The organism is Kribbella sp. CWNU-51 (genome assembly GCF_054073265.1).
In genome coordinates this window covers 1-13,296 of the sequence record NZ_JBSXMZ010000023.1, presented here as the reverse complement: position 1 = coordinate 13,296, position 13,296 = coordinate 1, and the positions used below count along the sequence as shown (strand labels likewise).

At 68.3% G+C, this 13,296-nt stretch carries 8 protein-coding genes and 2 pseudogenes; 9 read left to right on the top strand and 1 reads right to left on the bottom strand.

The window, feature by feature from the left end; genetic code table 11:
• Positions 1 to 28 precede the first annotated feature (28 nt).
• Together gcvP and ACXC9Q_RS23835 are read left to right on the top strand one after the other, a co-directional pair.
• A complete protein-coding gene (gene gcvP, locus ACXC9Q_RS23840; protein ID WP_457058866.1) occupies positions 29 to 2,869 on the top strand; it encodes an aminomethyl-transferring glycine dehydrogenase in 2,841 nt (946 codons plus the stop codon).
• Positions 2,866 to 4,182 carry a serine hydrolase domain-containing protein gene (locus ACXC9Q_RS23835; protein WP_457058865.1) on the top strand — a complete coding sequence of 439 codons (1,317 nt, stop codon included), beginning with the start codon at positions 2,866 to 2,868 and terminating at the stop codon, positions 4,180 to 4,182. Before gcvP ends, ACXC9Q_RS23835 begins: the two co-directional genes overlap by 4 nt.
• On the opposite strand, the gene ACXC9Q_RS23830 is transcribed toward ACXC9Q_RS23835, so the two are convergent.
• Entirely contained in the window at positions 4,162 to 4,929 is a 768-nt protein-coding gene (locus tag ACXC9Q_RS23830) for a hypothetical protein (RefSeq protein WP_457058864.1), read from the bottom strand. The two genes, ACXC9Q_RS23835 and ACXC9Q_RS23830, sit on opposite strands and share 21 nt — an antisense overlap.
• Positions 4,930 to 5,106: 177 nt before the next feature.
• Between ACXC9Q_RS23830 and ACXC9Q_RS23825 the strand changes: the two genes are divergently transcribed.
• From ACXC9Q_RS23825 to ACXC9Q_RS23795, 7 genes and pseudogenes are all read left to right on the top strand, one after another.
• Positions 5,107 to 6,633, top strand: a complete 1,527-nt coding sequence (locus ACXC9Q_RS23825; RefSeq protein ID WP_457058863.1) for a pyridoxal phosphate-dependent decarboxylase family protein — start codon at positions 5,107 to 5,109, stop codon at positions 6,631 to 6,633.
• Positions 6,630 to 8,249, top strand: coding sequence for an IucA/IucC family protein (locus ACXC9Q_RS23820; protein WP_457058862.1), 1,620 nt, complete (start codon positions 6,630 to 6,632; stop codon positions 8,247 to 8,249). Before ACXC9Q_RS23825 ends, ACXC9Q_RS23820 begins: the two co-directional genes overlap by 4 nt.
• Before the next feature lie 17 nt (positions 8,250 to 8,266).
• Entirely contained in the window at positions 8,267 to 8,791 is a 525-nt protein-coding gene (locus ACXC9Q_RS23815; protein ID WP_457058861.1) for a GNAT family N-acetyltransferase, read from the top strand.
• Between the two features lies 1 nt (position 8,792).
• The gene (locus ACXC9Q_RS23810) at positions 8,793 to 10,055 is read left to right on the top strand and encodes a lysine N(6)-hydroxylase/L-ornithine N(5)-oxygenase family protein (RefSeq protein WP_457058860.1); all 1,263 of its coding nucleotides are present in this window, start codon (positions 8,793 to 8,795) and stop codon (positions 10,053 to 10,055) included.
• Positions 10,052 to 10,876 (top strand): annotated as a pseudogene (locus tag ACXC9Q_RS23805) (IucA/IucC family protein); the annotation flags it as partial. The gene ACXC9Q_RS23810 and the pseudogene ACXC9Q_RS23805, both read left to right, overlap by 4 nt.
• A 58-nt stretch (positions 10,877 to 10,934) precedes the next feature.
• The gene (locus tag ACXC9Q_RS23800) at positions 10,935 to 11,516 is read left to right on the top strand and encodes an IucA/IucC family C-terminal-domain containing protein (RefSeq protein ID WP_457058859.1); all 582 of its coding nucleotides are present in this window, start codon (positions 10,935 to 10,937) and stop codon (positions 11,514 to 11,516) included.
• 97 nt (positions 11,517 to 11,613) lie between these two features.
• Positions 11,614 to 13,022: pseudogene (locus ACXC9Q_RS23795) on the top strand (IS1380 family transposase).
• Positions 13,023 to 13,296: the final 274 nt, after the last annotated feature.

The window sequence follows — 13,296 nt, the reverse complement described above, 5'->3', positions numbered from 1 at the left end:
GAAGCACTGTCAGCAACGGAGCCTCTAGATGAACAACTCACCCCAGCTCTCGGCGACGTTCGCCGACCGGCACATCGGGCCGCGTCCGGACGAGATCGCCCGCATGGTCCAACTCCTCGGGTACGACGACGTCGACGCGCTGGTGGATGCCGCGGTGCCGGCGTCGATCCGGTCCGCCGAGGCGCTCCGGCTGCCCGAGCCGGCCTCCGAGGTCGACGCGCTGACCGAGCTCCGCCAGCTGGCGGCCCGCAACACCGTCGCCACCTCGATGATCGGCCAGGGGTACTACGGCACCTTCACGCCGTCGGTCATCGTCCGGCGTCTGGTCGAGAACCCGGCCTGGTACACGGCCTACACGCCGTACCAGCCGGAGATCTCCCAGGGCCGGCTCGAGGCGCTGCTGAACTTCCAGACCGTCGTGTCCGACCTGACCGGCCTGCCGACCGCGAACGCGTCGCTGCTGGACGAGGGCACCGCGGCCGCCGAGGCGATGACGCTGGCCCACCGGTCGAACAAGAAGAGCAAGTCCGATCGCTATCTGGTCGACGCCGACTGCTTCGCCCAGACCATCGCAGTGGTCCAGACCCGAGCCGAGGCGCTCGGCATCGAGGTCGTCGTCGCCGACACCACCGACGGTCTGCCGGACGGTGACTTCTTCGGCTTCCTCGTGCAGTACCCGGGCTCCGGCGGTGTCGTCCGCGACCTGAAGCCGCTGATCGCCGCCGCGCACGAGCGCGACACGCTGGTCGCGGTCGCCTCCGACCTGCTCGCGCTGACGTTGCTCGAGGCACCGGGTGAGGCCGGCGCCGACATCGTGATCGGATCCTCGCAGCGCTTCGGCGTACCACTGTTCTACGGCGGTCCGCATGCCGGTTTCATGTCCGTCCGGTCCGGCCTCGAGCGGTCGTTGCCCGGTCGCCTCGTCGGTGTCTCCGTCGACTCTGACGGCGCACCGGCGTACCGGCTGGCACTGCAGACCCGCGAGCAGCACATCCGCCGTGAGAAGGCGACCTCCAACATCTGTACGGCGCAGGTCCTGCTGGCGGTGGTCGCGTCGATGTACGCCGTTTACCACGGGCCCGCGGGTCTGAAGGCGATCGCCGAGCGCGTCCACGACTACGCGGGCAAGCTGGCCGCGTCGCTGCGGGCGGGGGGCGTCGAGGTCGTGCACGGCGACTTCTTCGACACCGTGCTCGCCCGGGTCCCCGGTCAGGCCGCGGATGTGGTCGACGCCGCCCGGCAGAACGGCATCTGGCTCCGATTGGTCGACGCGGACCACGTCGGCATCTCCTGCGACGAGAAGACCGACGTCGCCACCCTGACCCGGGTCTGCCAGTCCTTCGGCGTTCGGTACGACGGTTCGCTGGACGCGGCCGCGGTTGCCGTGCCGCGGACCACGGACTACCTGACGCACCCGGTGTTCAACACGCACCAGTCCGAGACTGCCATGCTGCGGTACCTGCGCAAGCTGTCCGACAAGGACTACGCGCTGGATCGCGGGATGATCCCGCTCGGGTCCTGCACGATGAAGCTGAACGCGACCACCGAGATGGAGCCGGTCACCTGGCCGGAGTTCGCCGACCTGCACCCGTTCGCGCCGATCGAGGACGCGGCCGGGTACGCGGTGCTGATCGGGCAGCTGGAGCGCTGGCTGGCCGAGGTGACCGGGTACGCGAAGGTCTCGATCCAACCGAACGCGGGCTCGCAGGGTGAGCTGGCGGGGCTGCTCGCGATCCGCGGGTACCACCACGGGCGGGGCGATCTCGATCGCACTGTGTGTCTGATCCCGGCCAGCGCGCACGGCACCAACGCCGCCTCCGCGGTGATGGCCGGCATGAAGGTGGTCGTTGTCAAGGGCAACGACGATGGCACGATCGACCTGGACGACCTGCGGGCGAAGGCGTCTGAGCACGCGGCCAAGCTGGCCGCGATCATGATCACCTACCCGTCCACGCACGGCGTGTACGAGGAGAGCGTGCGCGAGGTCTGCTCGATCGTCCACGAGCACGGCGGCCAGGTGTACGTCGACGGCGCGAACCTGAACGCGTTGCTCGGTCTCGCCAAGCCCGGTGAGTTCGGCGGCGACGTCAGCCACTTGAACCTGCACAAGACCTTCTGCATCCCGCACGGTGGCGGTGGTCCGGGTGTCGGCCCGGTGGCCGTGGCCGCGCACCTGGCGCCGTACCTGCCGAACCACCCGCTGCTGGACCAGGCCGGTCCGGAGTCCGGGGTCGGCCCGATCAGCGCGGCGCCGTTCGGTTCGGCGGGTGTGCTGGCGATCTCGTGGGCGTACATCCGGATGATGGGTGCCGAGGGTCTGACGGCCGCCACGAAGGCCGCCGTACTGACTGCGAACTACGTGGCGAAGCGGCTCGAGGGTGTCTTCCCGGTGCTCTACACCGGCGAGAACGGCCTGGTCGCCCACGAGTGCATCCTGGATCTGCGGCCGATGACCAAGGAGACCGGGATCAGCGTCGACGACGTCGCGAAGCGGCTGATCGACTACGGCTTCCACGCACCGACCATGTCGTTCCCGGTCGCGGGCACGCTGATGGTCGAGCCGACCGAGTCCGAGGACCTCGGCGAGCTGGACCGGTTCTGCGACGCGATGATCGCGATCCGGCACGAGATCGACCGGGTCGCCGCGGGGGAGTGGCCGGCCGGCGACAACCCGCTGGTGAACGCGCCGCACACCGCCGAGTCGGTGATCAACGACAAGTGGGAGCACGCCTACACTCGCGAGGAGGCCGCGTTCCCCCGCTCGGTGGACCGCGCCTCGAAGTACTGGCCCCCCGTCCGCCGCATCGACGGCGCCTACGGCGACCGCAACCTCATCTGCTCCTGCCCAGCCCCGGAGGCCTTTGAGTGACCCTGGTTCGACCTGATACCGCAGCCGCGCTCCTCGCTGAGATCGCGACAGCGCAGAGCGAATGGAAGTTGCCTTCGATCAATGCCGGAGTGGTCCGGGACGGTTCGCTGGTGTGGACCGGGTCGCGGGGGCAGTTCGCCACCGCGGACGGTGGTGTGCCGGGGCCGGACGTGCAGTACCGGATCGGCTCGATCACGAAGACGCTGACGGCTGTTCTGGTGATGCAGTGCCGGGACGACGGACTGCTCTCGCTGAACGATGCCGTGGGCAAGCATCTGCCGGGGATCGCGTTCGGTGATCGGACGATCCGGCAACTGCTCGCGCACAGCGGCGGGATGAACGCCGAGCCCGAGGGTCCGTGGTGGGAGCGGAACCCGGGCGTCACGTTCGACCAGTTGACCGCGGCGATGGACGAGTCCCAGGCGGTCGGCCCGGCCGACCGCCGGCACCACTACTCGAACCTCGGCTACGGACTCCTCGGCGAGATCGTCGCCCGGCTGCGAAACGCTTCCTGGTTCGACCTCGTGCAGGAGCGCATCCTCGATCCGCTCGAGATGCGTCGTACGACGTACTTCCCGACGGGCTCGTCCGCGCAAGGGTTCTCGGTGCACCCGTTCAGCGGTCAGTTGGTGGACGAGCCGGCGTACGACGCGGGTGCGATGGCGCCGGCCGGGCAGTTGTGGAGCACGATCGAGGACCTGGCGACGTACGCGAACTTCTGGATCGATCCGCTTTACGAGGTGCTGAACCGGGACACGGTCGACGAGATGGCGGCGCCGGTGGCCGCGGATCCACGAGAAGGCCTGACCGCGTCGTACGGCCTGGGCCTGCGTCTGATCGCCGACAACCCGCATTTGCTGGTCGGCCACACCGGCTCGATGCCCGGCTTCCTGGCCGGCCTGTTCGTCGACCGCGTCCGCCGCGTCGGCGCCGTCACCCTCGGGAACGCGACGTACGGTCGCGTCGCCTCGCTCCCACCCGACCTGATCGAGACGGTGGCCACCTATGAGCCCAGCCTCCCGCTGGAGTGGCTCCCCGAGCCCCCACTCGCCGAGGGCGCGGACCTCCTCGGCCACTGGTACTGGGGCAACACGCCCCTCACCATGTCCGTCTCCGCCGGCATCCTCCAACTCTCCGGTGGCCTCACCACTCGCTTCTCCCCACTGGGCCCCGACCTCTACCAGGGCCGCGACGGCTACCTGGCCGGCGAAAAACTCCACGTCATCCGCGAAGGCAACCGCATCACCCACCTCAACGTCGCCACGTTCGTCCTCACCAGAACGCCGTACGGCCTAGGAGATGATCTCCACTAGGCGTAGTTGTTCCGTCGGGCCTCGGACGGACAGTTCGGCGACCTGGCCGATGTCTTTGACGTAGTACTTGTTGTCGAGGACGTCTGGCTCGAGGGCGGTCGTCTCCGCGGTGCGGAGGGCGTGGTGGAAGGTGCCGTGGGGGACGGTCACCGTGGTGTTGCGGGCGATGAGCCAGAAGACGTCTTCGGCGTGGCCGGCGTACCACTCCTGGCGGAACTTGCGGCCGAGTTGGGGGTGGGCCTGCATGAAGACGCCGGGTTGGGCGCCGTCGACGCCTGCGTGGAAGCTGCCTTCACGGCTGACGACGTGGCCGCGGCTGTCCAGCTCGGCGGTGTCCTCCCCGAAGTACCAGACGTTTCCGCAGCGGTCCTGCGCGTAGTAGTCGCTGGTGCGCTCCTCGAGGACGTTGTTCAGGTAGAGGCGGTCTTCGACGACACGGGTCCGGACTCCCGCGATCACTCTGGTCCGGGACGTCGCGGCGAACAGGTCGAGAGCCTTCTCACCATCCTTGACGCCGGTGGAGACCATCGTGCGCCCGGGTTTGAGCGGGAACCACGGGTTGGTCACGTTCGGGGAGAAGTCGTCGGGGTCGATCTTGGGGTGGTACCGGCTGCCCGGCCCGAACACCGGTAGCGGGCACGCCGTCGGGTGGTGGTGCTCCGCGTGCGCGGAGCTTGTGATGGGAGTGGCACCCGCAAGCAGAGCGGTGACTGCGAGCAGGACTCCGGGTTTCCTCCAGCCGATCATGAGCTGTGCTCCTTTCATCCACGGCTCAGCCTGCGTCGCGTGGGCTGAACCAGGCCTGAACGGGTGAGAGGCTCGCCACTCCCTGGGTGGCCGAGTTGACACGATGAGTGACTCGGGGCAAAAGTTAGGGCTGCCTTAGTAAGGGTTGCCTTACTCGACAACTTCCCGGGAGATCTGGTGCCGCATCCTGCGCGTCTGACCGCGTTGCCCTCGCCTGTGCGCAACCCGTTCGCCCCCGCGTGGCCGCTCGCTTCGGCGGTGTCCGATCGCGACCGGGGGCCGTTGCCGCACGGCTCGCCGGCGGAGGTGCTGCGGCGTACGGCGGAAGTCCTCGGCGAGCCGCGGGTCCCGTCGACCGGCGTCGGTGAGTCCGCGGCGCTCGACCTGATCGCGGGACTGCTCGAGGAGAACGGGATCGACCTGAGCCACCCGCACGCGGCGGCGCACCTGCAGCCGCCGGTGTTGCAGGTCGCGGTCGACGCCGACGCGCTGGCCTCGGCGAGCAACGCCTCGATGGACACCTACGACTCCGGTCCCGCGACGCTCGCGATCGAGCAGTGGGTGGTGAAGGCGCTCGCCGGCCTGGCCGGGTTCGGTCCGGCAGCGGACGGCGTCCTGACGCCCGGCGGGTCGATCTCCAACCTGCTCGCTGTGCTGATCGCCCGTGACAACGCTGCCGCTGCGGTCGGAGTCGACGTACGGCGGAACGGCCTGCGGGGACTGGATCACCCGGTCGTGTTCTGCTCCGAGCTCGCCCACTTCTCGGTCCAGCGAGCTTGTGCCGCGCTCGGGCTCGGGGAGGAGGCCGCGATCACGATCGCCTCCGATGAGGACTTCCGGATGCGCACCGACGTACTCGCGGACGAGTTGGCCAAGCCCGGGCGGACGCCGATCGCCGTGATTGCGACCGCCGGTACGACGGACTTCGGCTCGGTGGACCCGATCGCGCCGATCGCGGAACTGGCCCGGCGGCACGGCGCCTGGGTGCACGTGGACGCGGCGTACGGGTTCGGCGCACTGTTCTCCGAGCGGCTCGCGCCCTTGCTGGCTGACCTGTCGCAGGCGGACTCCGTCACGCTCGACCTGCACAAGATCGGCTGGCAGCCGGCTGCGACCAGCGTGCTGCTGGTGGCCGACCGGAATCGCTTCTCCGCGCTCGGCCGCTCGGTCGACTACCTGAACCCGGCCGACGACATCGACTCCGGGCTGGACGGCCTGCTCGGCCGCAGCCTGCAGACCACCCGCCGTCCGGATGCGGTGAAAGTCGCCACCACGCTGACGGCATACGGGCGGGCCGGATTGGGCACGATGCTCGACACCTGCCACGAGCTCGCGCATGCCGCCGCGGCGCGGGTCGTTGCCGACAGCAACCTTGAGCTGCTGGCGCCGGTGACCCTGACCACGGTGCTGTTCCGGGTCGCCGGGCAGGGACTGGAGACAGCGGCCGCCGATGCCCTCCAGGGTGCGGTCCGGCGCCGGTTGCTGACGTCCGGGCGGGTGCTGATCGGCCGGACCAAGATCCCGGCCGGTCGCGGCCGCCCGGCGGTGGTCGCGTTGAAGCTGACGCTGCTGAATCCGAACGCCACTGCGACGGACATCGAGGACCTGCTCGATCAGGTCGTGGCCACCGGCCTCGACGTGCTGGCAGACCCGACCGGCGCGGCGGGACGGGGACGGAATCTGGACGGCGAAGGAGCGGCGTGAGATCTACTGCAATTGTTGCCCACCTCAACGCGATTCTGCGGTGCTACACCCGGGAGACGTCCGTACCCGTGGCCGTCGGGCCGTTGACGTTGCCGGTGGGGGACTCGACCGTGACGGCGCGGGTCGAGCAGGCGTCCAGGACCGGCCTGCACCAGTTCACCGACGTACGCGTGGATGGTGTGGAGCCGGCCCCGGAGGATCTGGTGCGGCTGCTGTCCGCGGACGCGGACCCGGCGGAGATCGACGACCTGGCGGCGCGGACCGCCGAGTCGGTGCGCAACGTCGAGCTGTTCTGGGACCAGGCCGACGGTGAGCGGGGTCCTGGTCGCTTCCTCGAGTTCGAGCAGGCGTTGCTGCTCGGGCATCTGAATCACCCCGCGCCGAAGAGCCGGGACGGATTGAGCGGTGACGAGCTGGCGGCGTACTCGCCGGAGCTCGGTGGCGGCTTCGCAGTGCACTGGTTCGAGGCCGACGCCGAGCTGGTGTCGTCGGACCAGGTGGCCGGGGCGCCCTCACTGCAGGGACTGGACGCTGTGCAGTTGATGGGCGCGCTGGCCGGTATCACTGCGTCGTCCGGTCGGGTGCTGATCCCAGCGCACCCCTGGCAGGCGGCGTCGTTGCTGGAGCGCCCGCGGGTGGCTTCGCTGGTCAAGGCCGGCCGGCTGAAGGCACTCGGTCCGCAGGGTGCGCAGTGGTACCCGACGTCGAGTCTGCGGACCGTCTTCCACCCGGACCTGCCGGTGATGCTGAAGCTGTCGCTCGGCCTGCGCATCACCAACTCCCGGCGGGAGTCGACCTCGACCGAGCTGCGGCGCGGGCTGGAGATCAACCGGCTGCTGGACGCCGCCTACAACGCGGGTACGGCGACCGCGCACCCGCGCTTCACCATCGTCCGCGACCCGGCCTGGATCGCTCTTGACGAAGGTGGACCAACATTGACTGGTCTTGACGTTGCTGTACGAGAAGTGCCAACAGACGTCAACAGCTATGCATGTTTGGCCGGCTTAGTCGCGCCAAGGCCCGGCGGCGTGAGCCGGCTGAGCGAGTACGCCGCTGAGGACCCGGCCGGCTGGGTGGCGTCGTACATCGACAACGTGCTGATCCCGATGCTGCATCTGTACGCCGAAACAGGGATCGGACTCGAAGCGCATCAGCAGAACACACTGGTCCGATTGGACGAGGCCGGCCGGATCACGGGTGGCGCCTATCGCGACAACCAGGGCTACTACCTGGCTTCGTCGTACCTGCGCGGTCTGTTGTCTGTGACCGGGCTGCACGACTCCACGCTGGCTGTGGTCGACGATCCGATTGTCGACGATCGACTGACCTACTACCTGCTGCACAACCAGGCCCTGGCAGTTGTCGGCTGTCTGGCGGTGGACGGCCTCGCGGACGAGGTTGAGCTGCTCGCTGTGGTGCGCGATCGGCTGACCCTGGCGCTGTCCCTGCTGAAGTCGGCCGGGCCGGAGGGCGATCGGCTGGCCCGGCGCTGGCTCGAGGCGGAGACGCTGCCGTGCAAGGCGAACATGATGACCCGGCTGCGCGGAATCGACGAGGTCGTCGCTCCGCTGGATGCGCAGTCGGTCTACCTCGACATTCCGAACCCACTGCGATGAGGTGTGACAGCAGATCGATGCTTCACCTGGACAACGGGTTCGACCTCCGGCCGGCCGGGGCGGAGGACGCCGCCAGGATCGCGGTGTGGATGGCGCAACCGCACATCCAGCGGTGGTGGCAGCAGGACTGGTCGGTGGAGCGCTGGACGGAGGAGATCACCCGGCAGGCGGCGGGGGAGCACTCGGTCCCATGCGTGGCCGGGGTCGACGCGGAGGACTTCGGGTACGTCGAGTTGTACCGGGTCCGGCACGACCGGTTGGCGGAGTACTACGACGCTTCGGAGCATGACTGGGGTGTGCACGTAGCCATCGGGGACGTGAGCCGCGTCGGTCGCGGCCTCGGGCGCCAGTTGCTGCGTGCGCTCGCCGATGCGTTGCTCCGGGCCGATCCGGCCTGTCAGCGCGTCGTGGCCGAGCCGGACATCGAGAACACGCCATCTGTCCGCGCTTTCGTCGCAGCGGGCTTCGTCCAGCAAGGGGAGCTGCAGTTGCCCGAGAAGACAGCACAACTGATGGTCCGCACCCGGACCGTGGAGGCATGACATGTACGACGTGATCGCGATCGGCTGTGGTCCGTTCAACCTCGGACTGGCCGCGCTGGCCGACGGTGTGGACGACGTACGCCTGGCCGTCCTGGACAGCCGTCCGGAGTTCACCTGGCACCGCGGGCTGATGTTCGACGACGCGATGCTGCAGGTGTCGTTCCTGGCGGACCTGGTGTCGTTGGTCGAGCCGGCTCATCACCTGTCGTTTCTGTCGTTCCTGAAGGACAACGACCGGACGTACCAGTTCTACGTGCGGGAGAAGTTCCATCCGACGCGACGCGAGTACGAGACCTACCTGCGGTGGTGTGCGGCGCAGCTGGACTCACTCCACTTCGGTCACCACGTGCGCTCGGCCTCCTGGAACGGTTCGTTCTTCGAGTTGACGGTCGAGCGGGGCGAAGCGCTGGAGACGTTCGAAGCCCGGCATCTGGTCGTGGGCGTCGGCACTGAGCCGTCTGTGCCTGCTGCATTGGCCGGACTGCCTTCAGAGCGCTTCCTGCACTCCGCGGACTACCTGTTCCGTCGCGAGGACTTGTTGAAGACCGGCCGGGTGACTGTCGTTGGATCGGGCCAGTCCGGCGCTGAGTGCGCACTTGACCTGCTGCGTGCGAACGGTCCCGCAGTGTCGTGGCTGACCCGCACGCCGGCCTTCACGCCGCTGGACTACTCGAAGATGGTGCTGGAGATGACGACGCCGTCGTACGTCGACTACTTCCACGCACTGGACGAGTCGACGCGCGACAAGCTGGTCAAGGAGCAGTGGCGGCACTACAAGGGCATCTCCTCGGACACGCTCGACGACATCCACGATGTGCTCTACCAGCGCGATCTGAACGGCGCACCGGTCGACCTGCAGTGCGGTGTGGCTGTGGTGTCCGCTGTTGCCCGTGCTGACGGCATCGAGCTGACCATGCACCACGCGGACAGCGGCAGGACCTTCCAGCACACTTGCGATGCTGTGGTTGCGGCCACCGGCTATCGCAATCGGCCGTTGCCGTTCGTGACCTCTCTGGAGGATCGGGTACGACGTGACGCCGCGGGCCGGTGGATCATCAACCGCGACCACAGCGTTCTCGCGGACGACGAGCTGGCCGGCCGGATCTTCGTGGCGAACGCGGATCTGCACAGCCATGGTGTCGCCGCGCCGGACCTTGGCATCGGGGCGATCCGCAACGCGACCATCCTGAACAGCGTGGCCGGGCGCGAGGTGTTCCGGCTGCCGAAGTCCACTGCCTTCACGACGTTCGCCATCCCCGGATGAGTGAGTGGACCCGCTGTTCGTCAGAGCTACTGGCGAAGCTGATCTCCCAGTTCTGCACGGAGAACCTGCTGCAGCCGGTCGACAATCGACTGGACCTCGGTGGTGTGTCGTACAGCTTTGAGGCGACACGTGGTGCCTTCACCAGCTGGCGGGTGGAGGCTGACTCGATCCGTCGTACCACCGCAGGCATCCTGGGAAATGACGAGAGCGAGATCGCTACTGACCCGATCCAGTTCTTCGTCGACGCAGCCGGCGTACTCGGACTCGACGGGTCCACGGTGGCCGGTTATGTCGCGGAGTTGACCAGCACGCTGGCGGCCGACGTACGTCTCGCGTCTGCCGGTTTGCCGCCCGCTGAGCTGATGGATCTGCACCACAGCCGGTTGGAAGGACATCTGACCGGGCATCCGTTGCTGGTGGCCAATAAAGGCCGGCTGGGGTTCTCGGCCTCGGACAGCCTGCGCTATACGCCCGAAGCCCGCACACCGCTTCAGTTGGTGTGGCTGGCTGTCCGACGCGGGCTAGCAGAGTTCCGCGGCACCCCCGACCTGTCAGAGCACTCGGTCGTCGGTCGAGAGCTCGGTCCGTCGGTTCAGGAGAACTTCCGCGCCCAGTTGGTCGATCCGGATTCGTATGTGTGGCTTCCGTGTCACCCCTGGCAGCTGGACCACGTGGTACGCACGCAGTGGGCCCGTGAGCTCGCCACGGGCGAGATCGTCGTACTCGGGGAGGGGCCGGACGAGTATCTGCCGACCCAGTCGATCCGCACGATGGTCAACATCACCAACCCCGCGCATTGCCAGGTCAAGCTTCCTCTCAAGATCCTGAACACCTCGGTCTACCGCGGCATCCCCCGAACACTGCACCCTCGCGGCCCCCATGATCACGCAATGGCTCCGCGGCCTCTGGTCCCGGGACGAGGTCTTCACCCGCCTAGGCACCGAACTCCTCGGCGAAGTCGCCTCCGTCACCGTCCGCCACCCCCAACTCTCGACGGCTCCCGGCATCCCTTACCAATGGACCGAAACCCTCGGCTGCATCTGGCGCGACCCCATCGACCCCCGCCTCCGCGAGGGCGAGTCTGTCTGGCCGCTGGCCGCAGTCCTCCACCCCGGCCTAGCCCTCGAGCTGATCACCCGCTCCAGCGCAGACCCGCAAACCTGGCTCAGCCACCTACTAACCACCCTGTTACGCCCGCTACTCCACCTGATGCACCACTACGGCATCACCGTGAACCCTCACGGCGAAAACCTAGCCATCATCACCAACCCGAACGGCCTCCCCACCCGCCTGGTCATCAAAGACCTGGTAGACGACATCAGCATCTCCACCACCCCCATAGATGCCCGAGGCCCCGAACCCGACTCTCACCACCGAGTCCTGCCCCGCAAGCCCTGGCACATCCTCCGCCAATACCTGGTAGACGCCCTCCTCCTAGCCCGCCGCTTTCATGGCGGTTGATGGTGAGGCTGTGTTGGTGAACTGAAAGGTGCTCCTGACCAGCGACGATGTGGTCTGTCTAGGACCATGTCGTGCGCAATCGAGGAGCACCTTCGAGGTGAAGACTACCGGGTTGTATCCGTGTGTCCGGCTTGACGCGGCCGGGTCGGGGTGGTGTCGCAGGCCGGTGGCCTGTTACTCACCGACGCGGTCCGGGCCAGCGGCGTGGCCGCGGAGCTGTCGCGGCTGTTGGCGCCATGGCGCAAGCCGTTGGCGAGGCACGACCCGGCTAAGATCGTCACCGATCTCGCGATCGCGCTCGGGCTGGGTGGGGACTGTCTGGCCGACATCGCGGTACTGCGCGGGGAGCCCGGGCTGTTCGGCCCGGTCGCCTCAGATCCGACGGTGTCACGCACGATCGACGCACTCGCCGGCGACGTCGAACCGGTGCTGAAGGCGATCAACGTCGCCCGGGCCGCGGCCCGAGCGCGGGTGTGGGCGTTGGCCGGCCGGCACGCGCCGGACGCCGGTCGCGACGTCGACGATCCGCTGATCATCGACCTCGACGCCACCTTGGTGGGTGCACATTCGGACAAGCAGGGTGCGGCGCCAACCTTCAAGCGAGGCTACGGATTCCACCCGTTGTGCGCGTTCGTCGACCATGGACCCGACGGGTCCGGTGAGCCATTGGCGGTGATGTTGCGACCTGGGAACGCCGGCTCGAACACCGCCGCCGACCACATCACCGTAGTCCGCGACGCCCTCAAACAACTCCCCTCACACCGGGCCGGGACCAAGCCCGGGCGCAAGGTGCTGATCCGCACCGACGCGGCCGGCTGCACCCACGAGTTCCTCGACTGGATCGTCGGCCAGCGCCTGTCGTACACGGTCGGGTTCACCCCGCCCGACGACTTCGCCGCCAAGCTCGCCTTCATCCCCGGCCACGCGTGGGCACCGGCCTACGACGGCGACGGCCGGGTCCGCGACGGCGCCTGGGTCGCCGAGGTCACCGGCCTGCTCAACTTGTCGAGGTGGCCCAACGGCATGCGGGTGATCGTCCGCAAGGAACGCCCACACCCCGGCGCCCAGCTGCGCCTGACCGACGTCGACGGGCACCGTGTCACCGCGTTCGCGACCAACACCGCCCGCGGCCAGCTGGCCGACCTCGAGTTGCGGCACCGGCGCCGGGCCCGCGCCGAAGACCGGATCCGCTGCGCCAAGGACACCGGACTCAGGAATCTGCCGCTGCACGACTTCGGCCAAGACCAGATCTGGTGCGCGATCGTCGCCCTGGCCTGCGAACTGACCACCTGGATGCAGCTACTCGCGTTCACCGACACCGACGGCACCACCCACGAGGCGCGCCGATGGGAGCCCAAACGCCTGCGCCTGCGGCTGTTCTCGACCGCCGCGAGGCTCGCCCGAACCGGCAGACGAACCGTCGTCCGCCTCGCCCGCAACGCCGTCTGGACCAGCCTGCTGCACGCCGGCCTCACCCGGATCCGCGCCCTCACCGCACCCGGCTGACGACGCCGCACCCGTCACTGCGACCGCAACAAACCCGGCCCGTGGAACCGCGCCCACCCGAGACGACACTCGGGTTCCTGTCCTACCCGACTGCAAGAATCAACCTCGAACGCCGGCCGCCAAGCCGCCGCCACGACGAACGACGAGGTCACGAAAGATCCGGGCTAACCCCAATACCGTTCAGTTAAGGGGTTTGACTTGGTAGGTGGGCGGTTGCTGGGGCTGGGGCCAGGTGCGGTGGTCGGCGCGTTTGACGTGCCACTTGGGCATCTTG

Excerpts from the sequence above, each read along its gene's own strand:
- ACXC9Q_RS23830 (WP_457058864.1), bottom strand. The coding sequence starts at position 4,929 with ATGATCGGCTGGAGGAAACCCGGAGTCCTGCTCGCAGTCACCGCTCTG.
- ACXC9Q_RS23815 (WP_457058861.1), top strand. The coding sequence starts at position 8,267 with ATGCTTCACCTGGACAACGGGTTCGACCTCCGGCCGGCCGGGGCGGAG.
- ACXC9Q_RS23810 (WP_457058860.1), top strand. The coding sequence starts at position 8,793 with ATGTACGACGTGATCGCGATCGGCTGTGGTCCGTTCAACCTCGGACTG.
- ACXC9Q_RS23800 (WP_457058859.1), top strand. The coding sequence starts at position 10,935 with ATGATCACGCAATGGCTCCGCGGCCTCTGGTCCCGGGACGAGGTCTTC.
- gcvP (WP_457058866.1), top strand. The coding sequence starts at position 29 with ATGAACAACTCACCCCAGCTCTCGGCGACGTTCGCCGACCGGCACATC.